The organism is Crocosphaera sp. UHCC 0190, from assembly GCF_034932065.1.
Taxonomy (GTDB): Bacteria; Cyanobacteriota; Cyanobacteriia; order Cyanobacteriales; family Microcystaceae; genus UHCC-0190.
The window spans coordinates 121,649-147,116 of the sequence record NZ_JAYGHP010000006.1 but is presented as its reverse complement, the minus strand read 5'-3'; the positions used below and the strand labels follow the sequence as shown (position 1 = coordinate 147,116).

The following is a 25,468-nucleotide window of genomic DNA, read 5'->3' as shown; positions in this document are numbered from 1 at the left end:
ATAAATAACAATAGGAGAGCTTAAGAAATCATGCGTATTCTCATCATGGGGGGAACCCGTTTTATTGGGGTTTATTTGACCAAAGAATTAGTTAAACAAGGTCATGAGGTGGTCTTATTTAACCGAGGAAATAAACCCGCACCCGTCCCAGGTATTCAACAAATTAAAGGCGATCGCACTGATGTAACTCAACTCAAAGAGAAGTTAGGATCAGAAAAATTTGATGCTGTTTTTGATAACAATGGCCGGGAATTAAGTGATACTCAACCTTTAGTTGAAATCTTCAAAGATAAGATTAAACACTTTGTTTATGTTAGCTCAGCAGGGGTTTATTTAAAATCCGATCAAATGCCCCATATTGAAGGGGATGAAGTTGATCCTAAAAGTCGTCATAAAGGGAAATTTGAGACAGAAACTTACTTAGAAAAAGCAGGAATTCCTTGGACATCCATTCGTCCTACTTATATTTATGGCCCCCAAAATTATAATGATTTAGAGGCTTGGTTTTTTGATAGAATTGTCAGAAATCGCCCCATTCTTATTCCTGGTAACGGCTTACATTTTACTCAATTTGGCCATGTTCAAGACTTAGTAATATCTATGGCCTCTGTGTTAGGAAATCAACAAGCGATCGGGCAAATTTATAATATTTCAGGGGAGCGTTATGTTACCTTTGATGGGTTGGCCCGCGCTTGTGCGGTTGCGGCCGGTAAATCCTCTGATGAAGTAAAGATTGTTCATTATGATCCTAAACAATTTGACTTTGGTAAAAAGAAAGCTTTTCCCTTAAGAATGCAGCACTTTTTTGCGGATATTCATAAAGCTTTAACTGAATTAAATTGGCAACCTAAATATGATTTAATTACAGGGTTAAAAGACTCCTTTGACAATGATTATTTAGCCTCAAATCGTCATAAAAATGACATAGATTTCTCCTTAGATGAGATCATTTTATCTGATCAAAGATAAAAGTTTGTAAGGTGAGTATTGCCCACCCTACCCCTTACTAAATTACGGCATAAATGGTTTCTTTTTGCGGTAGCTTGTTTAAGCGATCGCCTGGCCCATCTTTGCCCCATAATGGTATAGAATCAAATGGAATTACTAAGGCTTGTTGATTTGTCGTAATTAGGGTAAATTCTTGGCCTTTTTTGGCTAAAATCATCCCGACTAAACTATCATTTTTCTGGGTAAATTGTAGAGCTTGAGTGCCAATATCTCCCAATTTAGTGATTCTTAAATCTGTTAGTCTTAACCGTTTACCATAACCCAATTGAGAGACTAATAAAAGGACTTGATTACTATTGAGGGTGACACAGCTAACAATGGCCTCATTATAGCGTAATTTAAGGGCTTGATTTCCTTGAGCATTACGGCCCATAGTGGGAATTTGTTCATCAGTAATAGGAAACCGTAAAACACGGCCCCCAGAGGTAGCAATGGCTGTTTCTTGTCCTTCTGTTGTGGGACAAATATAATTGAGAAAATCCCCTTCTTTGAGTTTAATTAAGACTAAACCTCGATTGGTTAACTCGGTTAATTCTGACTGTTTAATTCGTTTAATTTTGCCCTGTTGTGTCAGTAATAATAAGTCTTGATTTTCTGTGGTTTCTGGTAAGAAGAAAACAGACACAACTTTCTTCGCGTCTCGTTGTGCGCTTTTGGGTAATAAACTCAGTAAGGGAATAGATTGAATATCAATCGGAGGAACATCTTGAACCGCCACAGGATAAGCTTTTCCTGTATCAGTTATTGCCACAAATTGTTCTCTCTCTTGAATGGGTTCACTATAAATAGGTCTATTGTTTTCAGTAACTTTACTATTAGGAGAACCCCAGGCAATTGTTCCCTGATGAGTCATTTCTAAAATGGCATCTTTAGGAGGAGTTTGGGGTGTAAATAGGGTTAAAGGTTGACTGGGTTGGGGCTGAGATTTTTCAGGTTTGGGAGTGGATTTTTCAGCCTTATCTATTGCCGTTTTTTCTGATTCTGCTTTGGTTGTTTTGCCTTTGGTGGGAGTGGGTTTAATGATACGGGTGCGTCTTGCATCTCCGTATTTTCGTTTCAGCGATCGCAGTTCTTTTTTTAACCCTTTCAATAACTCTTGACGATCATTTAGTAGGGTTTCTAACTCATTGATTTTCCCTTGTAACGCCTCATATTCAGCCTGTAATTTTTGCCGTTCTAACCCCGTTAAACGACGCATGGGCATAGCTAAAATCCCGTTAGCTTGAGCATCACTAATATTTAATTCTGCTTGAAATCTCACTTTTGCTGTGGTGCCATCCGCCGCATTTCGTAAAATATCAATCACGGCATCTAAATTATTCAGAGAAATTAATAACCCCTCCAAAAGATGCAAGCGATTTTGACATTCTTGTAATTCGTGACGGTATTGACGGGTTAAGGTTTGTTCCCGAAACTTCAAAAATTCTTCTAATAATTGACGGAGGGATAATTGACGAGGTTGGTTATCAACTAAGGCCAATAAAATTGCCCCAAAATTACTTTGTAAAGCCGTTTGTTTATATAAAGCTTTTAAAACCCCTTTCGTCGTTGCATCCCGCTTTAATTCAATTACCACCCGCATTCCCGTGCGATCGCTTTCATCCCGCAGATCGGCAATACCCTCTAACCGTCCCTGGTTAACCAAATCGGCAATTTTTTCAATCCAAGCGGACTTATTTACCTGATAGGGCAATTCTGTGACGATAATTGCCGTTCGTTCCTTGCGTCGTTGTCGTCCCACGTTGAGGGTTTCAATGCGTGTCACCCCCCGAACAGGAATAATGCCTTTGCCACTACTATAAGCTTCTTGAATGCCCTGGGTTTCGATAATTTCCCCCCCTGTGGGAAAATCTGGTCCAGGAATAATCTTCCATAATTTCTCATCAGATAGATCAGGAGTATCAATCAAAGCAATTAACCCATCTACCACTTCCCCTAAATTATGGGGCGGAATATTGGTGGCCATTCCCACAGCAATGCCAGTACAGCCATTGAGTAATAAAATGGGTAATTGAGCCGGGAGAACGACGGGTTCCTGTTGAGAATTATCAAAATTGCTACTAAAATCAACGATCGCCTCGCTGATCTCACTCAACATTCCTTGATCGGCAATAGGAGAAAGTCTGGTTTCGGTATAACGCATGGCCGCAGGGGGATCATTATCCACCGAGCCAAAATTTCCGTGACCCGCTAATAAAGGGTAACGACTCGAAAAGTCTTGTACCATGCGAACCAAGGCATCATACACCGATTGATCGCCGTGGGGATGATATTTTCCCAAGACATCTCCCACCACACGAGCGCATTTACGAAAAGGGCGATCAGGGGTTAATCCTAACTCGTGCATGGCGTAGAGAATGCGACGGTGAACGGGTTTGAGTCCATCCCGCACATCTGGCAGGGCCCGTCCCACAATGACGCTCATGGCATACTCTAAATAGGAACGTTGCATCTCTGCGTGTAACGCGGTTGGAATAATTTCACCTGTTCCTAAGAGTGTTTGTTGTTTGGCCATGAGTCTTCCTTTCCTATTACATAAATCATGATAGGGATTTATGTCCTGTTTCTCCATAAAAACGGGGACATCACCATGCTATATGCCTAGATGTAGCACAGTTAAGACATTTTAGCAGAAGGCATCAGATCAGAAGCCCCACCGATACCGATCCGTAGCGGTGGGTTAGTTCACGCCTCATTAATCTTAAACAGCGACATCAGCCCGTTTATAAGCCTCATCTAACACTTCTGAGAGGGTTGGGTGAGTATGGATATTAAAGGCTAAATTCTGCACTCTTTGACGTTGGGCGATCGCATTGGCGGCTTCTTGAATTAAGTCTGAGGCATGGATGCCAATAATATGCACCCCTAAGACTTCCCCGTTATCTTTGCGGTAGATCACCTTAGCAATGCCATCGGTTTCCCCTTCTGCAAGGGCTTTAGAATTGCCTTTAAAGTAAGCTTTGACGCTTGAAACCTCAAACCCCTCTTTTTCCCCTAATTCGAGGGCTGCGGGTTCCGTTAAACCGACATAGCTAATTTCAGGATGGGTAAAAGCAGCGGCCGGAATACTGCGATAGTCTATGGTTTTCTCCCGTCCACAAATATTCTCAATGGCGATCACCCCTTGGCCTGATGCTGCATGGGCTAACATCATTTTACCGGTTGCATCTCCGACGGCCCAAAGATGGGGGACAGGTTGACCATCCCGTAATACTTCCATTTTGTCATTGACAGGGATAAAACCGCGATTGGTTTCAACCCCAATGTTTTCTAAGCCTAAATTTTTGGTGGCAGGAATGCGCCCTGTGGCGACTAAACAAGCGTCTACCTGTAAAACATCGATCACTTCTTTGGTTTTGGCATCCGTTAATTCAATGGTAACGGGTGCGCCTGGGGTTATTTTTGTGGCAAAAACACCGGAATAGGTTTCAATATCACGGGTTTTAATTAAGACTCGTTCGGCAATTTTGGAGATTTCGGGATCAAATCCTGGCATTAAGGTGTCTAAGGCTTCAATCATGGTGACTTCACACCCTAATGCGGTATAAATATCAGAAAATTCCAGGCCAATATAACCACTGCCAATGATAGCGATCCATTGGGGTAAGGTTTCTAATTTTACGGCTTCGTCACTGGTAAAGACCGTTTTATGGTCGATTTCAACACCGCGAGGCACAAAAGGCACTGATCCCGGACAAAGCATAATATCTTTGGCGGTGATAATTTTTTCCCCATTATCAGTTAAGACGCTGACTTTTTGACTATCAACCACTTTTCCCCAACCGTGAATAGTTTCTACCTTGAGACGTTTTAAACTATTGGTGAGATCACCCCGAATTTTATTGACTAAATTGGTGGCATGATCCGCGATCGCTTCCCGTTGAAATTGCACCCCGCCGATGGCAATGCCTAAACTGTTAAGATGGTGAGCATCTTGTAATTCTCTAACTCTTCCTGATGCTGCTAATAAGGCTTTTGAGGGAATACAACCTCGGTTAACACAAGTTCCTCCCATGTCTTTCGCTTCGATGATCGCGGTTTTCAGTCCACATTTAACCGCGTGTAAAGCCGCACCATGGCCCCCGACTCCTGCACCGATAATGATTAAATCATAATCAAATTGATCACTCATTAGACTTTTTCCTTAACTTCTTGATAATTCTTTCTCATCGTAAAAATTTTACTCTAAAAGTAAACCAATTTTTAAAATATTTTCAAGTGAACAGAACTTACTTACTGCCCCTCTCTGTAGGGGTAATTCATGAATTACCCCTACTTATCCACGATTAATTATTAACTAATTTGACAAACAATGGGCGTTCCTGCTGCATCAAGTTCTTGACAAATAAACTTTTTAAGGACTTGAAGTACAATTAAACCGCCATCTTTTAACCATTGGGGTGCGCTTTCTTCCATTTCTACCCGATAAACACAATCAGCCCTAATTGTCCATTCAGCAATTTTTTCTGCCTTTTCAGCTTCAATGCCTCGATAAATTAGTTGATTTTTTAGCCACTCCCGACTATTGTTTGACAGAAAAATCACTCGAATTGAACAATGTTTAACATATTTCTCTTGAGGGGTTCCAAAAGATAAGATGCCTACTAAAAGATAGAGAAATTCCCTGGCAACAAAATCCAGTGATTTAGCTTCTAAAGCTAAGGTAAAATCACTCATGGAAATATCACAACTTCCCTCACGACAACGGGCATTTACATTAGTATCAATGACTTGAACAGCTTTATCAATTAGATCTTTTACATCTTCATAAGTAGGGGATAATTCATCAAAAAATGTAAAAGTATTTCTTAATACTTGAGCAATGACATCCCTTGGCAGTTCAACAAAACTGATCATAATAGTTGACCTAATTCTTTTTTACTGTATTCTGGTTTCTTTTCAGTTTATCTATTTTGTTTTGAAGTTTTCCTTGATAAGCTCATTATAGCAATTTTTTTAGGTTGTTATCTTGCTTAAATAGTCAACCTTGTGCATAGCACAATTTATGATTTTTTGAATCCTTCAATAAGTTGATTTTTGTGGACTATCATCAATAATTTTAAAGTTTCTTGTCAGAACTGTTACATATTTTATGATAAAATCCCTGAGATGCTTAAAGATAGCTGAAAGAATATTTACCTCAAAATTTCTGTTAATCTTGTTACCCTTTCATCCTAAAATGAAAAGGTATGAGTAAATTTTAATCAGGCTAAGCAATCTATGTTAATCCAACTCTCAAAAGGACAACTAGAAATCACCTATTTGGCAACCCTTGAAACCCTCAATAACACAGAAAATCAAGAAGATCAAGAGGTCAAGAATGGGTTAACTAAATGCCCAAAAACTTTACCATCAAAATACTTCTATGATGCTCGTGGTTCAGAATTATTTGAGCAGATTTGTGAGTTACCTGAATATTATCCAACCCGTACAGAAGCTTGGATTTTACAGGAATATGCGAAGGAAATTGCTCAGATTACGGGAGCTTGTGAACTGGTAGAATTAGGTAGTGGTAGTTCGACCAAAACGCGCCTTTTATTAGATGCTTATCAAACTCAAGAAGAACTATGCAAATATGTGCCAATTGATGTTAGCGAAAGTATTTTAAAAGATAGTGCTATACAATTACAAAAAGACTATCCTAGTTTACAAATTCAAGGGTTAGTCGGCACTTACAATCAAGCTTTAACCCAATTAAAAGCTACTTCTTTGCCAGGGCGAATGATTTTTTTCTTGGGCAGTTCTATTGGTAACTTTAGTCCGTCTGACTGCAATCACTTCTTAAATAAAATCACAGAAGTTTTAGAAATAGGGGACTATTTTTTATTGGGAATTGATTTACAAAAACCTCAATCAATTTTAGAGGATGCTTATAATGATAGTCAAGGGGTAACAGCAGCATTTAACTTAAATATGCTCTCTCATTTAAACCAAAAATATCAGGGAGATTTTGATCTCAATTTATTTGCTCATCAAGCAATTTATAATACAGAAGAAAATCAAATTGAGATGTATTTAATCTCTCAACAAATACAAGTTGTCAACTTGAAAAATCTGGACTTAACAGTTAAACTAGAAAAAAATGAAATGATTTTGACTGAAATTTCCCGTAAATTTAATCTAAATCAAGTGAAAAAACAGCTTGAAACTAAAGGACTAAAAACGATTAAAATATTTACCGATCCTCAAAATTGGTTTGGTTTAATTCTCTGTCAAGTAATAAAATAAAGTAGGGTGGGCAATGCCCACCCATTGAAATCAATCAATATTGTTACTAAATTTATGCAAAGAAAAATAATGAATAATCTCAAATCTAACTTACCTTTTGTTCTGAATGATTGTTCCGAAGAAACAATTCTTACTTACTTTCAAAATACTTGGCAATTAGAAGATATTCTGCTAAAAAGTATTCAAAATGAAGAAACTTTTTATATTAATCCCGATCCCTTAAGAAATCCATTAATTTTTTATTTAGGCCATTCAGCAGTATTTTATATTAACAAATTAATCAGTGTTGGGTTATTAGAAAAACGTCTTAACCCTGACTATGAAATACTCTTTGAATTAGGGGTTGATCCAGATAATGCAGAACAACTTAATGCAGCGATCACAAATATTAATTGGCCCAAAGTAGAAACAGTTTGGGACTATCGTAACCAAGCTTATCATACCATTATAGAAGTCATTAAGAATACCCCTTTAAACCTTCCCATTCACCAAAATCATCCCCTTTGGGGACTCATGATGGCCATAGAACATCAACGCATTCATTTTGAAACTTCTTCTATGTTAATTCGACAACTTCCTGTCGAAAAATTGAAACAACCTCAAGGTTGGCAATATGCACCTTCTCAGGGTGTTCCTAATGATAATAAGATGATTTTAGTGCAAGGTGGCACAGTTAAACTAGGGAAATCTGAAGATTTTCCTCTTTATGGTTGGGATAGTGAATATGGCGATCGCTTTGTTAATGTTGAGTCATTTTTTGCCAGTCAATCTCTGATTACGAATGCAGAATTTAAGGAATTTGTCAATAGTAATGGTTACGAAAATCAAGAATATTGGGATGAAAAATCTTGGCAATGGAAACAAGAAAATAATGTCAAACATCCCAAATTTTGGCAGATTGAAAACAATAATTATCACTATCGAGCGATGTTTGATAATCTAGAATTACCCTTAGATTGGCCCGTAGAAGTCAATTATTATGAAGCCATGGCCTATTGTCGCTGGAAGGGGTCAAAAACACGCTTAATGAGTGAAGCAGAATGGAATTTAGCCACCTATGGAGCAATCGAAAATCAGACCCCATTAGAGATAGAAACGATTCATAATTATAATCTTAATTTAAAATTTGGTTCACCCAGTCCTGTCGGGTTATTAAAAACCGCAGAAAGTGCTTCTGGACTTTGGGATTTACGGGGCAATGTTTGGGAATGGTTAGAGGAGACGTTTAATCCATTACCAGGGTTTAAACCCCACTTTTTATATGAAGATAATGCTGCTCCATTTTTTGATAATAACCATAAAATGATGTTAGGAGGAGCTTGGGTAACACAGGGAACAGAAGCCTTAAGATTTTATCGTAATTGGTTCCGTCCTAATTTTTATCAACACGCAGGGTTTAGAATTGTTCAAAATCAATCCTAATTAAATAATCCCGGCTCTATCGAACCTAGGATGTAAAACGATTAAAAATTACAGGCTTAAACCCGATCGGGTTAAGCTATAGGAACTAACCCTGGCTACCCAGGCTTAAAATTAGGCTGTGTAGACAGCCTTTGCGCTTATAGAATAAGGCTTTAGCCTGTATTCATTTATTAATTTTACATGGCAAGTTCGGTAGAACCATAATCCCTAGGGGCAATGCTCCTGTGCTTGCCCCAAAAAAAACATTATTTTTTACTTTTCTTTGCCTTTTCTTTGGCCCGTTTTGCCTCAGCTTTAGCCTCTTTTTCAGCCACTAATCTCTCCTGTTCAGCCTTTTGTTTTTCCTCTTCTAATTTTTCGAGATAATAATGATAATTGCCTGGATAAACGATTAATTCACCGTCTCGAATTTCCACAATTTTATTGGCAACTTGGGAGATGAAATAACGATCATGGGACACAAACAAAAGAGTGCCATCATATTTCGATAAAGCTTCTTCAAGCATTTCTTTTGCAGGAATATCAAGATGGTTTGTTGGCTCATCCAGAATCAATAAATTAGCGGGTTCCAGTAACATTTTAACTAAGGCAAGGCGGGCTTTTTCCCCTCCACTTAACCCTTCAACTTTCTTGAAAACCGTATCACCACTAAACAAAAATTGACCTAATAATGACCTTACTTCCACATTTTTCCAGTCAGGAACCTCATCATGAATCGTATCCATAACGGTTTTAGATAAATCTAAGGCTTCCGCTTGGTTTTGCTCAAAATAACCAGGGATAACATTATGTTTGCCGAATTCAATCGTTCCTTCCGTGGGTTTTTCTGTCCCCATCATTAAACGGAGTAAGGTGGATTTTCCTGCCCCATTGGGCCCTAATAAAGCAATGCGATCGCCCTTTTCAACTAATAAATTAGCTCCTAAAAATAGGATCGCTTCATTATAAACATGAGCTAAATTTTTAATGATTACTACCTCTCGTCCACTTTTGGGAGCAGGAGGAAACTCAAATCTTAGGGTTTTCGGGCCGGAAATTGGAGCCTCGACAAGTTCAATTTTTTCTAATTGTTTTTCGCGGCTTTTTGCCTGGGTACTACGGGTTGCACTGGCACGGAAACGATCAACAAAGGTTTGTTGTTTTTCTAGTTCTTTCTGTTGCCTTTGATAAGTGTTTTCTTGAATCTCACGACTTAGGGATTTTTGTTGTAGGTAATCTGAATAATTGCCGATGTAAGTAGTCGAAACTCCCCGTTCCGTTTCAATAATTTTAGTACAAATGCGATCTAAAAATTCCCGTTCATGAGAAACAATAATCATCGGAATATTGAGATTTTTGAGATACTTTTCTAACCACTCAACTGTTTCTAAATCAAGATGGTTTGTCGGTTCATCTAAGAGTAATAAATCAGGCTCTTGCAGGAGAATTTTTCCTAAACTCATCCGCATTTGCCAACCGCCACTAAACTCACTAACCAGACGTTCTCCATCTTCAAGTTTAAAGCCCATTTCGGGTAACATTTTCCCGATAATTGCATCGAGTCCATAGCCGTCTAAGGCTTCAAATTCCCGTTGAAAGCGGTCTAATTTCTTAATTAACTTATCTAATTCATCCCCTTCGGCTGTTTCAAGCAAATGGTGTACTTTGGTTAATTCATCTTGTACTTGATTTGCTTGGGTAAACACCGTCCAAAATTCTTGGGTAACGGTGCGGGTTGGCTCAACTTCAAATTCTTGGGTGAGATAACCAATTTGTAAACTGGTAGGCCGAATAATTTTCCCCGACGTAGGCTCTACGTCTCCTTTGATAATTTTAAGTTGGGTTGATTTTCCGGCTCCATTGGCTCCTACTAATCCAATGCGCTCTCCTGGGTTGACTTCCCATGAGACATTTTTGAGAACTTCGGCTGTCGGGTAAATTTTACTGATGTTTTCCAGTCGTAGCATTGAATTTATTGTATGAGTCTGTTTCTATGACTATATCCGAATTACTTTTTTCGAGCAATAGGGGTGGCTTTAATGGTTAGTTGACTGCCTGATTCTGCGATGTCAATTTGATCGATAATATATACCATGTCTTGAGATTGATTGATTAAATTTTGCCAGGCTTCATCGCTTACAATATCTTGTAGGTTTAATAAGGCTGTTTTGGCTCCAGGAACTAAACTCAAAGCGGTTACAGGGATATCTGACCAAGTTTGTTGCCCTTCTCTGGGGCGAGCTTTTGCGGGAAATTTTCGACAATTTGGCTCCCGTGGTTGACAAATCACCGTATTATTCAGGGGGATTAAAACCCCTGATTCAAATTTAATGCTTTTAATCTCTGAGAGAGGAATTCCTTTCGTAAAACCCCCAAAGGCAATAATCAAACTTTTTTCATTCAAATTAATAAAATCTCCTGATGTCATTCCTCCTGAATTGAGAGAAACTAAGGTGAAATCTGGTAAGGCAATCTGAATGGATTCCTTAACATTTTTATGGGTTTGTTTCTGATTAATTACTGAATTTGATTCGATCTGATGGGCTAAATTAACCCTAGGAAGACTGATAATTTCTAACAGGATTAAACTGGCTAAAAGGTGTTTCATGGTTTAATTCTTTACACTCACAGGATAGATCAGAAACTAAGCAATTTTTGAGAGAATTTACGGAAATTTGTTACGTTTTTTTATTGTATAGCCTTTCTTAAGAAATTCTGCCATAGATTGTTACTTTTTCCAGATTCTGAGGAACATTAAGGGTAAGATTGACTAGGTTTTGAATCATTGTGAGTAAAACATTTAAACTATCTTTACTGAAAGGCTTACCCTTTCCCTGGTTAGGCGATCGCCAACTCATCGATAACAAGGTTCATCATTCTGTTTACAATAAGACAAAACGCCTGATTGACATTATGGGGGCAATTATCGGACTGATCTTAACAGCTATTTTAGCAATTCCCATCTTTATTGTTATTCAATTTGATGATCCTGGCCCTATTTTATATCGTCAAACTCGTTGCGGTTTACGAGGTAAACCATTTCAAATTTGGAAATTTCGTTCAATGATTATTAATGCTGATCAGCAAAAACATTTAATTAAAAATGAAGCTAAGGGCCATATTTTTAAAAATAGTAAAGATCCGCGTATTACTAAAATTGGTAAATTTCTCCGTCGTAGCAGTTTAGATGAATTTCCTCAATTTTGGAATGTTTTAACGGGAGAAATGAGTTTAGTGGGAACTCGTCCCCCAACGCCTGATGAAGTTGAAAAATATCAACCTCATCATTGGCAACGACTACAGGTTAAGCCAGGGTTAACGGGAGAATGGCAGGTGAATGGGCGATCTACAGTGATAAATTTTGAAAATGTGGTTAAGCTAGATTTAGATTATCAAGAGAAATGGTCAGTTGTTTACGATCTTAAATTAATTGTTCAAACAATTATTGTGGTTTTAAGTTGTCGGGGTGCTTGTTAATAATTAAATATTATCTTAAGTTTATGGGAGAATATCAATTCTAGGTAAAAAGTTAATTTTTGTTCTAGGTTTAAGTATGAATCTTCCTAACATAATCACTATCTCTCGCTTATTGGGACTGCCTTTTCTTTTCTACTTCTTAGAAAACCCAACTGTTTCCCATCGTTGGATTAGTTTAACTATTTTTCTCGTCGCTGCTTCCACTGACTGGGTAGATGGATATTTAGCCCGAAAATTGAACCAAGTTACGGAATTGGGCAAATTTCTTGACCCTTTAGTGGATAAATTATTGGTACTCGGCCCCTTATTAAGTTTAATCCCTTGGCAACAAGTTCCGGCCTGGGGTGTCTTTTTAATTTTAAGCCGAGAAATTGCGATCGCCGGATGGCGTGTCAACCCCAAACTGACGGGAAATAACACCATTCAAGGGGCGAATCTCTGGGGTAAACTAAAAACAGTCAGTCAGATAACCGCCATTGCGTTATTGATCGCCCCTCTGCCCTCAACCTGGGAAACCCTTTCTCTGATAGTCTTTTGGCTGTCTGTGATCTTAACTTTAGTTTCTGGCGTTATCTATCTTCTTCCTGTAACTCCCCCAGAAAAGATAAACTAGAAATGTTAAGAAATCATGATCAAATATGACTGAGACAGCAACTGCGATCGCAAGGAAAAACTACGATGTCATCATTATTGGTTCAGGAATGGGAGGGTTAGTCACTGCCACCCAACTCGCTGCCAAGGGGGCCAAGGTGTTAGTCTTGGAACGGTATTTAATTCCTGGGGGAAGTGCCGGATATTTTGAACGAGAAGGATATCGGTTTGATGTGGGGGCATCAATGATTTTTGGCTTTGGAACTCAAGGCACTACCAACCTTTTAACTCGCGCTTTAGAGGCGGTTAATGTCGGTTTAGAAACCATTGCCGATCCTGTCCAAATTCATTATCATTTACCTGACGGTTTAGATCTCAAAGTTCATAAAGATTATGAAAAATTTATCCAAGAATTAACGGATAAATTTCCCCAGGAAAAAGTTGGAATTCGTCGCTTTTATGATGAATGTTGGCAAGTCTTTAACTGTCTCAATGTGATGGAATTACTATCCTTAGAAGAGTTGGGATACTTGATGAGAGTATTTTTTCAACATCCTTTGGCTTGTTTAGGATTAGTGAAATATTTACCACAAAATGCCGGAGATATTGCCCGTCGTTATATCAGCGATCCTCAACTTTTAAAATTCATTGATATGGAATGTTATTGTTGGTCAGTGGTTCCTGCTGACAAAACTCCCATGATCAATGCTGGAATGGTCTTTTCAGATCGCCATTATGGGGGTATTAATTATCCAAAAGGCGGGGTAGGAAACATTGCCCAAAAGTTAGTAGAAGGGTTGGAAAAAGCAGGGGGAGAAATTCAATATAAAGCCCGTGTTACTAATATTTTAATAGAACAAGGTAAAGCCGTTGGAGTTAAATTAGCCAATGGTCAAGAATATCGAGCAAAACGCATTGTTTCTAATGCGACTCGTTGGGATACCTTTGAAAAATTATTACCCAAAGAAGCGATGCCAAAAACTGAGCAAAAATGGCAGCAACGCTATCAACAATCTCCTAGTTTTTTGAGTTTACATTTAGGAGTCAAAGATGATGTTTTACCTCCAGGAACGGAATGTCATCACATTTTATTAGAAAATTGGGAAACCATGGAAGAGGAACAAGGAACTATTTTTGTCTCAATTCCTACCCTACTCGATCCTAGTTTAGCCCCACCAAATCATCATATTATTCATACATTTACCCCCAGTTGGCTGACAGAATGGCAAGGTCTTTCACCCCAAGCTTATAACCAGAAAAAAGAAGTCGCTGCGAGTCATTTAATTGAACGGTTAGAGAAGATTTTTCCTGGATTAATCGAGGGGTTAGACTATCAAGAAGTAGGAACCCCTCGCACCCACCGACGCTTTTTGGGACGAGATCAGGGGACTTATGGGCCCATTCCTCGCCACAAGTTGCTAGGGTTGCTAGGAATGCCTTTCAATCGTACTGCGATTCCTGGCTTATACTGTGTTGGGGATAGTACCTTTCCTGGTCAGGGGTTAAATGCTGTCGCTTTTTCTGGTTTTGCTTGTAGTCATCGCATTGCCGTTGATTTAGGATTATAAAAATACCTCCTAAGTAAGCCTAATTTTTGTTACATTTCTTTGCGTTTTCTTGCGTGAATTTACCGTTGAATATTGAGCAGTTATTATTGATGATGGTTATATATTGGTAAATGCTCATGCTATCATCCTGAAAGAATCCCTTGCAGCTAAAATTTAGATAAAAATGTCTAAGTTTAGATAGTTTTTATTTTGATTAAATTAGCAAAATAATTGTCTTAGAAATTATTTGATTTATCCCTAACTTTTCAAAAAGTAGTGCCAGTAAAATGCCCAATTCTTTAAAATCTAAGCAACTAGGAAAAATCCTGATCCAAACAATTTCAAATTCATCAGATTCCTCGATCATCTTAGAAGAAATTACCAAGGTTATTGTCAAGAATTTTTCTGTAGATTTTTGTCTTATTATTATTGGTATTGATGAGTTAAACCCTCTCAATTATAAGGCATTTTTAAAAGAAACTCAACTAACAATTTCCTCTCAAATTATTTTAGAATTAATGTCTCAACCTGCAATTACTAAAATACTAAATGATTCAAAAATTCAATCAATTAATAGTCCTCAAAATCATAATTCAAGACTAAACTGTAGCTTGTTTGAGGAAATAAATGTACAATCTTTACTGGGAATAGCAACGAATTTTCAAGGGAATCATAATGGCATCATTTTACTAGGAAAAACCCAAGATTATACCTGGACTCAAACAGATAAAAAACTTTTTAAAGAAGTTGCAGATATTGTAGCGATCGCCTGTCATTTAATTCAATTAAACTTATCTAATGATAATTTATCAGTCCGAGATTCTAATTTTTCTTTGAGTAATATTCCTCAATTATTAGAAGAAAACCCTATCCTTAGACTTTGGTGGGAAACAACCAGGAAACAATTAGAAAGACAGTTAGAATGGAACAAACAACTCATTTATAATATGATTACGAGTATGAGCGATCAAACTCGTAATCCATTGGCGATACTCAAGATGGGAATTACCATGTTACGCAAGCGAGAATTATCACCAGATGACTTACAAAAACGATTAGATATTTTAGAAGAACAATGGGAAAAACTGAATGAAATCAATGAAAAAATTCTGCAACTTAAAAATCTCAAATCTCAGACATTTACCCTGACTCCAAGATTACTTAACCTAGAGACTCTTATTAATGAAATTGTCACCCCTTATCGTAGTAAATGGCAAGAAGATAAGCGAATATCTCTTAATTTACTGGTTGAGTTTGAAAAAAAGTTACAGCCAGAAAATTCCCAGACAACTTTGAGAGAAATTTATACAGATGAGGAACATTTAAGAATCGTATTACAGGAATTGTTAATCAATGCCGGTAAATTTTCTCTATCTGATTCTACTGTATCTCTCATCATTAATCAAGAAAATTCTATTCATGATCCTAAAATCATTATAAGTATTGCTAATATTAGTCACTGTATTTCTCAGAAAAATTTGACTTATCTTTTTGATCCTTTTTATCGTGAACAAATTGTTATTGATACCGCTATTCCTGGTATTGGACTCGGTTTAAGCATTATTAAAGATCGGGTTAAACTTCTCAAGGGAACCATTAAAGTTGATTGTGTCCCCACAGATACCCCTGAACATTGTAAAATTATCTTTAGACTGATTCTCCCTCAGTCTTTATCCTCACAGCAATCCTAAGGTTTTATGCTTACGAAAAGTGCATCGTCTCAGTCGCTGCGCTGGCAACGTTCCAATAATTCTCCCCTAACAAGACAATGGGAAATTTCTACCATTACGCTACAATTTCTGTTAGGCTTCTTTTGGGATAAACTGCTAAGAAATAATTCATCTCGACAAAGACATAAACGGGCAAAATGGCTAGTTAAAAATTTGCTACAATTAGGGCCAACATTTATTAAAATTGGGCAGTCTTTGTCAACTCGTGCTGATTTAATTCCCTTAGAATATATCCAAGAATTAAGTCAACTTCAAGATCGAGTGCCTCCCTTTAGTTCTGAAGAAGCGATCGCAGTTATTGAAGCAGAATTAGGTAAACCTGTTTATGATTTATTTGAATCCTTTGAAAGCGACCCTTTAGCCTCAGCTAGTTTGGGACAAGTTCACCGAGCTATATTATATACAGGGGAGGAAGTGGTTGTCAAAGTACAGCGACCTGGGTTAGAAAGAATTTTTAATTTAGATTTTGAAGTAGTTCATCGTTTAATTCGTTTTCTGACTCGTTACTTTTCTGATTTTAAAAAGTATGATTTAGAGGCAATTTATGAGGAGTTTTTTGGGCTTTTATTCCAAGAAATAGATTATATTCATGAAGGGAAAAATGCCGAAAGATTTCGCAATAATTTTAGAGGTTATTCTCAAATTATCGTCCCTAAAGTTTACTGGAAGTATAGCACAAAGAAAGTGTTAACCTTAGAATATTTACCAGGGATTAAAATTGATGATCGTGCTGCTTTAGAAGCGAATAACATTAACTTAGACCGGATTATTCAATTAGGAATTTGTTCTTATTTAAAACAACTCTTATTAGATGGATTTTTTCAATCCGATCCCCATCCTGGTAATATGGCAGTGAGTCAAAGGGGAGACTTGATATTTTATGATTTTGGCACCATGGCCGAAGTCAAAACCTTTGCTAAAGATCAGATGATACAAACCTTTTTTGCTGTCTTAAAAAAAGATACAGACAAAGTGATTGAAACCTTGGTTTATATGGAGTTAATTGAACCTTTAAATGATATGACCCCAGTGAAGCGAATTGTGGCGTTTCTCTTAGATAATTTTCGAGATAAACCTGTAGATGTTCGGGCCTTTGAACAAATTAGTGATGAAGTATATTTAATGTTCAAAAGTCAACCTTTTCGTTTACCTCCACAAATGACATTTATCCTCAAATCTTTGACAACTTTGGATGGTATTGCACGGGCCTTAGATCCCCAATATAATTTATTAGAAGCGAGTCAACCTTTTGTCAAAAGTTTAGCCTTAAGTGGTAGTCGGGGAAGTTTGGTGACTGCTTTAGCAAGGCAAGCAAAAGATCTGATCAAAAGTACCTTAATTAAACCGAATACATCGGAAAAGTTTTTGAAGCGTTTAGAGGAAAGAATAGACAGAGGAGAATTACAATTTCGCATTCGATCATTGGAAAGTGAGAGAATATTAAAGCGTATTAATTTAGGAATTAAGAGTTTAATTTATACTTGTTTAACCGGGTTTTTATTACTGTCTGCTTCCATCTTAATGACAACTATTTATCTTAAATTATCCCTAGTTTGTTTCGGGTTTGCAGGATTATTTTGTTTGTTGTTATTCAAATCATTATTTACATTAATGATTCAAGAAAAAATAGATAAGTTAATTGAAAAATAATTTACCAATTACGGTTAATATCGGTATTATAGGAAAAGCAGCATAGAGAAAAAGCCTCTCTACATTGACAAATTTGAGAGGCTATATTATTAAGTTTATACCGATGATGGCTGCTTGCTCCTAGGGAGTTAAGCGAAGCCGAAAAATTGAGGACGACTCGCACGAATAGGAAACTGATTCAAATAAGCGACAGGTTGACTCGGATCAAATGCTCTGCCATCAATAAAAGCTGTGACTGGTTCCTGTTTCATGTTATCACTTGGCAGGGGAATTTTTAACCCTTTGGCCACCTCTTCATAGAAAGTAACTGGATAAATTTTATCTAACAGTTTATCCGCATCTTTAGGATAATCAGAACTATCTAATTGATGCCAACGAACCATTTGAGTTAACATCCAAACTGCATGGGAACGCCAAGGATAATTGGCATGATCATTATTCTTTAAATAGGCAGCTTCCCGATGATGAAAAATCGTAAAATCAGGAATACTTTGTTGATATTTTTCCGAAACTTGACTGCTGTAAGAATATTTCCCTTCTAAAGTTGGTTGAATAAGACTAGCATCTAAGTTTAAATAGTTAGGCTGGGCTAAAATTTCGGCAACTTCTGTATAATTATTAGGGCGATCGCAATATTGACAAGCCTCAATTAATGCCGCCATTAATGCCCTTGTTGTTGTGGGATTTTTTCTTGTCCAACCATCCATAGTGGCTAAGATTTTGTTAGGATGTCCTTGCCAAATATCCCGACTAATATGAGTAATAAATCCTGACTTATTTAAGACCGTTTGTTGATTCCAGGGAGCAGAAACACTATCACCTTCAATCATACCTGCTTGTAGTTTATAAACCATCTGAGAAGCCGGAAATTCCACTAATTCCACTTCAGCATCCGGCATTATTCCCAACGCAGACAACCAATAACGAGTTAAATAAGCATCCATCGAAAAATTAGAATCTACAGCAAACTTAGCAGATTTTCCCCGATTTCTCAGATAGTTTCGCACTCCTCCTTCAAAATCAGCAAAATTAAAATAATCCACCGAGGGACGAATTCCCGCTTCCCAAGCTTTTTGGTTTAAGGCGATCGCACTCCCATTCAGGTTAAGATTCATCAAAGAGATTAAGGGAGCTTTCTTTTCCCCTAACTGTGCCATCATGGGGAAGGAATAGGGAAGTTGTGCCGCATCAGAACGCCATTCTAAGAGGTCTTTTTGCACCGCTTCCCAGGTATCGTAACGCTTCAGGGTGACAGTTAAGCCATAACGCTCAAAAAGCCCCTTTTCCTGGGCAATAATTAGGGGGGCAGCATCTTGAGTAGCAACAAATCCGAGAGTTAGGTTAGACTTTTCGAGAGAACCGAGATCGAGATTTTTTTGTGCCTTGTTGGGGGAAAATATATCGAAATTGCTGCAAGCGGTGAATCCTAAACCCGCGATGCCTAGGCTAGTGTATTTGATAAAGTTACGGCGTTTCATCATATTGGGGATGTAATTATAAGTTTTTTATTAAAGGTAGCAGTTATTATCTATTTATGGTTGTTGAGTCAGACAATAGAATAGAGTATCATAGAATATCCATGCCCAGGAAAATTCGAGAGTTGAAAACTCAGATTGCACGGTACGGCTTTATTTATTTACCCAAGCGTGGGAAAGGGAGTCATGAACGTTGGCGACATCCTCTGTTGAGGAAAACATTAACCATTTCAGGTAAAGATGGAGACGATGTACCACCTTATCTGGAAAAACAGCTAACAGCATTATTAGCTAAATTAGAAGAAATAAGGAAGGATAACAATTAATGAGTCAATATAGTATGATCATTCAGTGGTCTGATGAAGATCAGCTTTTTCTAGTAACAATTCCAGAGTTTGCTGAGCTTGTTTTCATGCCTTGTACTCATGGAAAAACCCGTGAAGAAGCAATTCGTAACGGTGAAGAAGTAATCGAAATGTATTTAGAATCTTGGCAAATTGAAGGAGAATCTATTCCTGAAGTAAGTCAATTATAAATTCTTGATAAAAATTGAACTGTAAACAAAAAACAGAAACAAAGTTCCCAAATGGGTGCCAAAAGATTCGTGAAGATCAAGTAAAAAACCTACTGATTTGAACAAGCTTGTTGCATTTCCTGTTGCCATTGTGCCTTAACTTCTTTAGACACCATGTCTAAGGTTTTGTCATCAAAAAACAAGGTTAATAAGGCCATAGATTTTCCTTCAGACTCACGGCGAAACTGTCCTAAACTATACTGCGCCATTGCCAGAAAACCATCCAACAAACTACCCGTTAACCTTTGTGTGGCGAATTCTCCAAATAAACTTTGCAGTTGTTCATTCTCAGCTAAAGCTGCCCTAATTTTTTCCTGTTTATCAGGGGTTAAACTCATACCAGGTTCCCCATCACAACTTAACTTAATCCATTCTCCTTCGAGGGGATTGATTGACGATTGTGCCATTGCTTTCAGGGGCGTTAGACTGGCCAAAGTCATGATTAATCCCATGAAAATTGTTGCCTTTTTCCCATAACAAATCACTTTAAACATTTTTAATTACTTTTTACTTTTATTCGTGGTTGGGTTAATCAATCAAGACAACCCAACATTGACAAACCTAACGATCACACACCGTCAGCTTAATCTTCGTGATCTTCAAAGGGATCACTCAATTGAGCAGAAGGAGGGCCAAAAGCGGTATAAACGGCGAAACCCGTGATTAAAAGAAGGATTGAGCCAATAGCGATACTTAAAACAGTTGCAGGTTCCATAGGATTTTTTGAAGATGATACCGATTCTCTTATAATATGACAAATGTCAAAGCATCTAAATTTAGAGACAACGATTACAAACTTATGGCACAACGCACTTGGTTAGGAGATGTACTCAGACCTCTGAACTCTGAGTACGGAAAGGTCGTACCTGGATGGGGAACCACCCCTCTGATGGGAGTTTTCATGGGATTATTCTTGGTCTTTTTGTTAATCATTCTGCAAATTTACAACTCGTCCCTATTACTCGATGGGTTTAGTGTAAATTGGGGTGGTTAATACCCTTGTCTGTCATCAGTTATCAGGTTTTGGTCTTATCTGCTTCTGTCAGGAATACCATGATGATGATAATTGATGACCTTCCCTAAAACAGACAAACAATTACATTGACCCCGGTTTATCCGGGTTTTTTTGCCTCTCATCTACACAAAAATCCGATAAATAGGATTATTAGATCAATATCAGGAGCAATTATGAATGTTTTTGGCATTGGATTGCCTGAAATGGCGTTAATCTTGGTGATTGCGCTCTTAGTGTTTGGCCCCAAAAAACTGCCCGAAATTGGTCGCAGTCTTGGTAAGGCCATTCGCGGTTTTCAAGATGCGTCTAAAGAGTTCGAGAATGAATTTAAACGGGAAGCCCAACAAATCGAAGAATCTGTGACAATGAAAGCAGAACTAGAAGAAAATCAAGGGACTGAGACTTCCTCTCAAAACGTAGATAAGACAAAAAGTAACAGTTCTCAACAAGGATAAGAATCATTCTGAAATCTTTTGCAGTTCTCAAGCTAAACTAACTGGAGTAAGGCTATAATCGAGGTCAAAATCACTATTTCGGTTGACGAACTCAAGCATAAAGATAAGCCAAGAATTAAGAATTTTGGTAAATCCCCTTAAAATTCATTAACCGATTCATTATCCAGTGATTTAACGAGGGAAATTATGGCAGGAGGTTTTAGATGAGCGAGCAAACTCCCTACGAAAAACTGGGCATTACTGAGGCAGCTTCCTTTGAGGAGATCCAGGAAGCCAAAAATCGTTTAAGTCAAGAGTATCGGGACGACGTTAAGGTGGTGGAAAGTATCGAAGCCGCTTATGATGCGATTATTATGGAACGCCTCAGAATGCGCCAAGAAGGTAGAATCAAAGTCCCCGATCGCATTCGTTTTCCAGACCGCAAAGTGGAAGTTCCCCCTAGTCTCCCCTCCCTATCTCTTAATAATTCCCCTCCTTGGTTACAAAGGTTTATTGATACCCCTTCCTCTAAGGAACTTGTTTGGCCCACAGGGATCTTTCTAGGGTTAGCTCTCTTAGCAGGGTTTTCCTCAGATCAGTCCTCTTTGTTACCCCTACTGCTTGCCTTGGGAGTCTTTACAAATCTTTACTTTCTAAACCGCAAAGAAAATAAATTTGGCCGCGCTCTCCTAATCACCCTGGTGGGGTTACTGTTGGGAGTAGGATTAGGTATGGGAATCGCCCAATTATTACAGGGGTCTAATCTAATCGGTGGAACCCATCAATCCTTGATTAGTATTGTTGTGTTTTTTGTCTTTTGGTTGAGCAGTAGCTTCCTTCGTTAACCCTGTGAATCAATTCCTTGATAATATTGATCGCCTGTTTTCCAGTCTTGTTACCCTGATTGAACAGGTGCTTTTTTTCGATATAGGTGGCTTTCCTCTGATTATCCTGTGGTTGCTGGCTGGGGGAATTTTTTTTACCCTACGCATGGGGTTAATTAATATTCGAGGGTTTAAACACGCCCTAGAGATTGCCTTGGGTAAGTACGAACTAACTCAAGAGGAAGGGCTGGGGGAAGTGTCTTCCTTTCAGGCTTTGGCCACGGCCCTATCGGCCAGTGTTGGATTGGGAAATATTGCCGGAGTTGCCATTGCCATTCAATTAGGGGGGCCAGGAGCGGTCTTTTGGATGACGGTGGCAGGATTTTTGGGAATGTCCAGTAAATTTGTGGAATGTACCCTAGGGGTCAAATATCGCATCGTTTACCCCGATGGCACAATCATTGGCGGCCCGATGTATTACCTCTCCCAAGGGTTGCAAGAATTGGGCCAGGCCAAACTTGGTCAAGGCCTGGCCATTTTTTACAGTCTCGCTGGTTTAGGCTCAGCCGTAGGGGGAGGCAATATGTTTCAGGCCAATCAATCTTTTGCTGCTTTAGCGGCGGTAGTGCCTGGGATGAAAGATTATGATTGGGCCTTTGGTTTGCTCGTTGCTCTGTTGGTTGGCTTGGTAATTATTGGGGGCATTAGCCGCATTGGGGTGGTGACAAGCAAGTTAGTTCCCTTGATGGTAGGAATTTATCTTTTGGCTTGTTTGTGGGTCTTAGGGGTCAATCTAACAGCAATTCCGGCGGCCTTTGGGTTAGTATTTCAGGGAGCCTTTTCCCCTTCGGGAGTAGAAGGGGGCATGATTGGGATTTTCGTTCAGGGGATTCGACGTAGTGCCTTTTCTAATGGGGCCGGGTTGGGTTCAGCGGCGATCGCCCATGCCGTCGCTAAAACTAAAGAACCAATCCGAGAGGGAATTGTGGCGATTTTAGAGCCATTTATTGACACCATTCTGATTTGTAATTTGACCGCTTTAGTAATTTTGACGACGGGAATATATGGGGATAGAGTAGGAGAAAATATCAGTGGTTCCACTTTGGCCACGATGGCCTTTTCTCAGGTGATTGATTGGTTTCCCTTCATTTTAGTGGGAATTATCTGCTTATTTGGATTTTCTACCATGATTACCTGGTGCTATTATGGGGAGCAATGTTGGGCTTATGTGTTTGGGAAACCTAGCTCAATTGTCTTTAAAATTCTCTTTTTAGGTTGTATTTTTATTGGCTCAGTGGTTAATTTAGGCTCAGTGGTTAATTTTAGTGACATGATGTTACTAACCCTAGCCATTCCTAATCTTTTGGGGTGTATGCTGTTATCAGGAAAAGTAGCCGAAGCATTACGAGATTATTGGCAAAAATTAGCGATTTTTTAATTGTGTCTTAAAAAAGGGCATCATAAAAAATAGAGAGTGTGCCTTTATTGCCTATTACTTAACCCCTATCACCTAACCCCTATTTGATCAACTATGCTTGTTTGTCCCCAATGTCAGTCAGAAAACCCCAATAATCATCAAGTTTGCCAGCAATGTGGCACCTCATTAACTCAGAAATCTTGTCCTCAGTGTCAAAACAAGGTTCCCTTAAATGAGGCGACTTGTAATGAATGTGGGGCTTTTATTGGGACAGTTTGGCAAGCTATTTTAGCCCAACCTTTGGCAAACAACGAGGAACAAACCCCCTTTACCCCTTCAGGCAAATATTTGGATCTCGGACAACGCTATCAACTTTGGTATGGAGAAGGGGAAACCCCCTTCAAGGCGATCGCCACAACAGCTACCCATATCCTTTATCAAGCTGAAGTCATTGATTGTCAACCCTTACAAAAACCTGTCCTACAAGTCTTATTTAGTCAAGCGTCAGACCTTTTGAGTGACGCTGAATCCCATGATCCTACTCCCCTATGGGAACAGATGGGAATTCCCGCTCTAGCCTTTCCTTACTTTACCCTCAAAGACCTTGCGCCGATTTTGCCTGAAGTTCATGACGGTTGGCTCGAAAATGACATCGAGGTGATTTTATTACCTGATCGCCGTCCTTGGCAACCCATCTCAGACTTACTGATCAATGAATCTCTGTTGACCTTACAAATTATTTACTGGCTCAATCAAATTGTCATCCTTTGGAGCAGACTGTCAACTGTTAACTGTTGTCAAAGTCTGTTGATTGAAGAAAACCTGCGAATTGATGAAGATCAAAGTTTTGGGTTAGGACAATTATATCCCGATTCTTCGGAAAATCCCCCCTCATTGCAAGCCCTAGGACAATTGTGGCAAAAATGGTTTGAAAAAGGAGGTTATCCTTCTGCAACAAAATTAGCGATCTTAATTCAAGGGGTGGCTAGTGGAGAGATTGAAAATGTGACTGAATTAAGATTAGATCTTCAAGATTTAGCCAGTGAGCAACAGATGATTCCTGAAAATGATCCTCCAAAAATCACTGATTCATCCCCCACAATACCATCATTCTCATCAGAAAATCATCCAGAATTTTCCGATGAATTACTAAGTGGTAGCCTAGAAGAAACCCCAACCGCTACTGATACAGGCAATGACTTAGCCACAGCAGTTTTACCCATGGAGTTGGTGGGTTTTAGTCAATTAGGATGTACTGATCGGGGACGACAACGACATCATAATGAAGATTATTTTGGCATGAATACAGAGATTCATCGTCAACAAAGTAATCAAGAGACAACTCTTAAAGGCCGTGGTTTATATATTGTTTGCGATGGTATGGGGGGTCATGCGGCGGGTGAAGTTGCCAGTAAAATGGCTGTGGAGACGTTACAAGACTTTTTTGCAGAACATTGGCAAGAGCAATTTCCGGACTATGAAACAATTTTGCAGGGAATTTTATTAGCGAATAAAAAACTTTATGATGTCAATCAAACTAATTCGAGTTCTGGTAGTGGACGCATGGGGACAACCCTAGTTTTAATGTTAGTTGAAAATACTAAAGTAGCGGTGGCTCATGTGGGAGATAGTCGGGTTTATTGTTTGACTCGCAAAGGGGGAATTGAACAACTGACGATCGATCATGAAGTGGGACAAAGAGCGATTCAAAATGGCATTGATCCGAAACTTGCTTATGCTCGACCGGATGCTTATCAATTAACTCAAGCTTTAGGGCCTCATGATAATAATTATGTCTTGCCAGATATTCAATTTTTAGAGGTCAATGAAGATAGTTTATTTCTGTTATGTTCTGATGGTTTATGTGATAATGATTTAATAGACGATCACTGGGAAACCTATCTATTACCTTTATTGAACTCGACTCAATCCTTAGAAAAAGGACTCAATAAGTTAATTGATTTTGCCAATAGTTATAATGGTCATGATAATATTACGGCGGTTTTACTGAGGCTCAAAGTTCGTCCTAAAATCAGCTTTAATAATTGGTAATTTGCTGTTTAGAAAGTGATTTTAGGGTTTGTTGTTAATTGTATT

General features: G+C 38.5%; 23 protein-coding genes. 15 read left to right on the top strand and 8 right to left on the bottom strand.

From position 1 onward, the window contains the following. Positions 1-30 precede the first annotated feature (30 nt). The gene (locus tag VB715_RS11140; RefSeq protein ID WP_323301275.1) at positions 31-969 is read left to right on the top strand and encodes an NAD-dependent epimerase/dehydratase family protein; all 939 of its coding nucleotides are present in this window, start codon (positions 31-33) and stop codon (positions 967-969) included. A 37-nt stretch (positions 970-1,006) separates the two neighbouring features. Here the strand turns inward: VB715_RS11140 and VB715_RS11135 are convergent, their stop codons facing one another. The 3 genes from VB715_RS11135 to VB715_RS11125 all read right to left on the bottom strand — a co-directional run bounded on the left by VB715_RS11135 (position 1,007) and on the right by VB715_RS11125 (position 5,865). Continuing rightward, positions 1,007-3,523 (bottom strand): DNA topoisomerase (ATP-hydrolyzing), encoded by a 2,517-nt coding sequence (locus tag VB715_RS11135; RefSeq protein WP_323301274.1) that lies wholly within the window; start codon positions 3,521-3,523, stop codon positions 1,007-1,009. Between the two features lie 186 nt (positions 3,524-3,709). Continuing rightward, positions 3,710-5,140 carry a dihydrolipoyl dehydrogenase gene (gene lpdA, locus VB715_RS11130; protein ID WP_323301273.1) on the bottom strand — a complete coding sequence of 477 codons (1,431 nt, stop codon included), beginning with the start codon at positions 5,138-5,140 and terminating at the stop codon, positions 3,710-3,712. A 161-nt stretch (positions 5,141-5,301) separates the two neighbouring features. Then, on the bottom strand, positions 5,302-5,865 hold the full coding sequence (locus tag VB715_RS11125) for a hypothetical protein (RefSeq protein WP_323301272.1): 564 nt from the start codon (positions 5,863-5,865) through the stop codon (positions 5,302-5,304). 363 nt (positions 5,866-6,228) lie between these two features. On the opposite strand from VB715_RS11125, the gene egtD reads away from it, so the two are divergent. Together egtD and ovoA are read left to right on the top strand one after the other, a co-directional pair. Beyond that, positions 6,229-7,236, top strand: a complete 1,008-nt coding sequence (gene egtD, locus VB715_RS11120; RefSeq protein ID WP_323301271.1) for an L-histidine N(alpha)-methyltransferase — start codon at positions 6,229-6,231, stop codon at positions 7,234-7,236. 69 nt (positions 7,237-7,305) lie between these two features. Next, on the top strand, positions 7,306-8,658 hold the full coding sequence (gene ovoA / locus VB715_RS11115) for a 5-histidylcysteine sulfoxide synthase (RefSeq protein WP_323301270.1): 1,353 nt from the start codon (positions 7,306-7,308) through the stop codon (positions 8,656-8,658). A 245-nt stretch (positions 8,659-8,903) separates the two neighbouring features. On the opposite strand, the gene VB715_RS11110 is transcribed toward ovoA, so the two are convergent. Continuing rightward, entirely contained in the window at positions 8,904-10,604 is a 1,701-nt protein-coding gene (locus VB715_RS11110; RefSeq protein ID WP_323301269.1) for an ABC-F family ATP-binding cassette domain-containing protein, read from the bottom strand. A 41-nt stretch (positions 10,605-10,645) separates the two neighbouring features. Beyond that, entirely contained in the window at positions 10,646-11,245 is a 600-nt protein-coding gene (locus VB715_RS11105) for a hypothetical protein (RefSeq protein ID WP_323301268.1), read from the bottom strand. Positions 11,246-11,451: 206 nt separating this feature from the next. Here VB715_RS11105 and VB715_RS11100 point away from each other — a divergent pair, with 206 nt between their 5' ends. The 5 genes from VB715_RS11100 to VB715_RS11080 all read left to right on the top strand — a co-directional run bounded on the left by VB715_RS11100 (position 11,452) and on the right by VB715_RS11080 (position 17,632). After that, entirely contained in the window at positions 11,452-12,114 is a 663-nt protein-coding gene (locus VB715_RS11100; protein ID WP_323301347.1) for a sugar transferase, read from the top strand. A 76-nt stretch (positions 12,115-12,190) separates the two neighbouring features. Beyond that, the gene (gene pgsA / locus VB715_RS11095) at positions 12,191-12,727 is read left to right on the top strand and encodes a CDP-diacylglycerol--glycerol-3-phosphate 3-phosphatidyltransferase (protein WP_323301267.1); all 537 of its coding nucleotides are present in this window, start codon (positions 12,191-12,193) and stop codon (positions 12,725-12,727) included. A gap of 25 nt (positions 12,728-12,752) precedes the next feature. After that, positions 12,753-14,273 (top strand): carotenoid isomerase, encoded by a 1,521-nt coding sequence (gene crtH / locus VB715_RS11090; RefSeq protein ID WP_323301266.1) that lies wholly within the window; start codon positions 12,753-12,755, stop codon positions 14,271-14,273. Positions 14,274-14,539: 266 nt separating this feature from the next. Next, positions 14,540-15,943: a GAF domain-containing sensor histidine kinase gene (locus VB715_RS11085; RefSeq protein WP_323301265.1), complete on the top strand. Its 1,404-nt coding sequence runs from the start codon at positions 14,540-14,542 to the stop codon at positions 15,941-15,943. Positions 15,944-15,949: 6 nt separating this feature from the next. Beyond that, positions 15,950-17,632: an AarF/ABC1/UbiB kinase family protein gene (locus tag VB715_RS11080; protein WP_323301264.1), complete on the top strand. Its 1,683-nt coding sequence runs from the start codon at positions 15,950-15,952 to the stop codon at positions 17,630-17,632. Positions 17,633-17,760: 128 nt separating this feature from the next. Here the strand turns inward: VB715_RS11080 and VB715_RS11075 are convergent, their stop codons facing one another. Continuing rightward, entirely contained in the window at positions 17,761-19,113 is a 1,353-nt protein-coding gene (locus VB715_RS11075) for a CmpA/NrtA family ABC transporter substrate-binding protein (RefSeq protein ID WP_323301263.1), read from the bottom strand. 98 nt (positions 19,114-19,211) lie between these two features. Here VB715_RS11075 and VB715_RS11070 point away from each other — a divergent pair, with 98 nt between their 5' ends. After that, positions 19,212-19,433, top strand: coding sequence for a type II toxin-antitoxin system HicA family toxin (locus VB715_RS11070; protein ID WP_323301262.1), 222 nt, complete (start codon positions 19,212-19,214; stop codon positions 19,431-19,433). Next, positions 19,433-19,642, top strand: coding sequence for a type II toxin-antitoxin system HicB family antitoxin (locus tag VB715_RS11065; RefSeq protein ID WP_323301261.1), 210 nt, complete (start codon positions 19,433-19,435; stop codon positions 19,640-19,642). The genes VB715_RS11070 and VB715_RS11065 overlap by 1 nt, the downstream gene beginning before the upstream one ends. An 89-nt stretch (positions 19,643-19,731) precedes the next feature. Here the strand turns inward: VB715_RS11065 and VB715_RS11060 are convergent, their stop codons facing one another. Both VB715_RS11060 and psbN read right to left on the bottom strand, forming a co-directional pair. Then, positions 19,732-20,175 (bottom strand): hypothetical protein, encoded by a 444-nt coding sequence (locus VB715_RS11060; protein WP_323301260.1) that lies wholly within the window; start codon positions 20,173-20,175, stop codon positions 19,732-19,734. Positions 20,176-20,264: 89 nt separating this feature from the next. Further along, the gene (gene psbN / locus VB715_RS11055; RefSeq protein ID WP_323290479.1) at positions 20,265-20,396 is read right to left on the bottom strand and encodes a photosystem II reaction center protein PsbN; all 132 of its coding nucleotides are present in this window, start codon (positions 20,394-20,396) and stop codon (positions 20,265-20,267) included. Between the two features lie 84 nt (positions 20,397-20,480). Between psbN and psbH the strand changes: the two genes are divergently transcribed. The 5 genes from psbH (at position 20,481) to VB715_RS11030 (ending at position 25,423) form a co-directional block, all read left to right on the top strand. Beyond that, positions 20,481-20,675, top strand: coding sequence for a photosystem II reaction center phosphoprotein PsbH (gene psbH / locus VB715_RS11050; protein ID WP_323301259.1), 195 nt, complete (start codon positions 20,481-20,483; stop codon positions 20,673-20,675). A gap of 194 nt (positions 20,676-20,869) precedes the next feature. Beyond that, entirely contained in the window at positions 20,870-21,151 is a 282-nt protein-coding gene (locus VB715_RS11045; protein ID WP_323301258.1) for a TatA/E family twin arginine-targeting protein translocase, read from the top strand. Between the two features lie 203 nt (positions 21,152-21,354). Continuing rightward, positions 21,355-21,975: a CPP1-like family protein gene (locus VB715_RS11040; protein WP_323301257.1), complete on the top strand. Its 621-nt coding sequence runs from the start codon at positions 21,355-21,357 to the stop codon at positions 21,973-21,975. A 4-nt stretch (positions 21,976-21,979) separates the two neighbouring features. Further along, the gene (locus VB715_RS11035) at positions 21,980-23,392 is read left to right on the top strand and encodes an alanine/glycine:cation symporter family protein (RefSeq protein ID WP_323301256.1); all 1,413 of its coding nucleotides are present in this window, start codon (positions 21,980-21,982) and stop codon (positions 23,390-23,392) included. Positions 23,393-23,485: 93 nt separating this feature from the next. Then, positions 23,486-25,423 carry a serine/threonine phosphatase gene (locus VB715_RS11030; protein ID WP_323301255.1) on the top strand — a complete coding sequence of 646 codons (1,938 nt, stop codon included), beginning with the start codon at positions 23,486-23,488 and terminating at the stop codon, positions 25,421-25,423. Positions 25,424-25,468 lie beyond the last annotated feature (45 nt).

Excerpts from the sequence above, each read along its gene's own strand:
- psbN (WP_323290479.1), bottom strand. The coding sequence starts at position 20,396 with ATGGAACCTGCAACTGTTTTAAGTATCGCTATTGGCTCAATCCTTCTT.
- VB715_RS11075 (WP_323301263.1), bottom strand. The coding sequence starts at position 19,113 with ATGATGAAACGCCGTAACTTTATCAAATACACTAGCCTAGGCATCGCG.
- crtH (WP_323301266.1), top strand. The coding sequence starts at position 12,753 with ATGACTGAGACAGCAACTGCGATCGCAAGGAAAAACTACGATGTCATC.
- VB715_RS11140 (WP_323301275.1), top strand. The coding sequence starts at position 31 with ATGCGTATTCTCATCATGGGGGGAACCCGTTTTATTGGGGTTTATTTG.
- VB715_RS11085 (WP_323301265.1), top strand. The coding sequence starts at position 14,540 with ATGCCCAATTCTTTAAAATCTAAGCAACTAGGAAAAATCCTGATCCAA.
- VB715_RS11125 (WP_323301272.1), bottom strand. The coding sequence starts at position 5,865 with ATGATCAGTTTTGTTGAACTGCCAAGGGATGTCATTGCTCAAGTATTA.
- VB715_RS11110 (WP_323301269.1), bottom strand. The coding sequence starts at position 10,604 with ATGCTACGACTGGAAAACATCAGTAAAATTTACCCGACAGCCGAAGTT.
- VB715_RS11030 (WP_323301255.1), top strand. The coding sequence starts at position 23,486 with ATGCTTGTTTGTCCCCAATGTCAGTCAGAAAACCCCAATAATCATCAA.
- VB715_RS11040 (WP_323301257.1), top strand. The coding sequence starts at position 21,355 with ATGAGCGAGCAAACTCCCTACGAAAAACTGGGCATTACTGAGGCAGCT.
- VB715_RS11070 (WP_323301262.1), top strand. The coding sequence starts at position 19,212 with ATGCCCAGGAAAATTCGAGAGTTGAAAACTCAGATTGCACGGTACGGC.
- ovoA (WP_323301270.1), top strand. The coding sequence starts at position 7,306 with ATGAATAATCTCAAATCTAACTTACCTTTTGTTCTGAATGATTGTTCC.
- VB715_RS11105 (WP_323301268.1), bottom strand. The coding sequence starts at position 11,245 with ATGAAACACCTTTTAGCCAGTTTAATCCTGTTAGAAATTATCAGTCTT.
- pgsA (WP_323301267.1), top strand. The coding sequence starts at position 12,191 with ATGAATCTTCCTAACATAATCACTATCTCTCGCTTATTGGGACTGCCT.
- VB715_RS11065 (WP_323301261.1), top strand. The coding sequence starts at position 19,433 with ATGAGTCAATATAGTATGATCATTCAGTGGTCTGATGAAGATCAGCTT.
- VB715_RS11080 (WP_323301264.1), top strand. The coding sequence starts at position 15,950 with ATGCTTACGAAAAGTGCATCGTCTCAGTCGCTGCGCTGGCAACGTTCC.
- VB715_RS11045 (WP_323301258.1), top strand. The coding sequence starts at position 20,870 with ATGAATGTTTTTGGCATTGGATTGCCTGAAATGGCGTTAATCTTGGTG.
- psbH (WP_323301259.1), top strand. The coding sequence starts at position 20,481 with ATGGCACAACGCACTTGGTTAGGAGATGTACTCAGACCTCTGAACTCT.
- VB715_RS11135 (WP_323301274.1), bottom strand. The coding sequence starts at position 3,523 with ATGGCCAAACAACAAACACTCTTAGGAACAGGTGAAATTATTCCAACC.
- VB715_RS11060 (WP_323301260.1), bottom strand. The coding sequence starts at position 20,175 with ATGTTTAAAGTGATTTGTTATGGGAAAAAGGCAACAATTTTCATGGGA.
- lpdA (WP_323301273.1), bottom strand. The coding sequence starts at position 5,140 with ATGAGTGATCAATTTGATTATGATTTAATCATTATCGGTGCAGGAGTC.
- egtD (WP_323301271.1), top strand. The coding sequence starts at position 6,229 with ATGTTAATCCAACTCTCAAAAGGACAACTAGAAATCACCTATTTGGCA.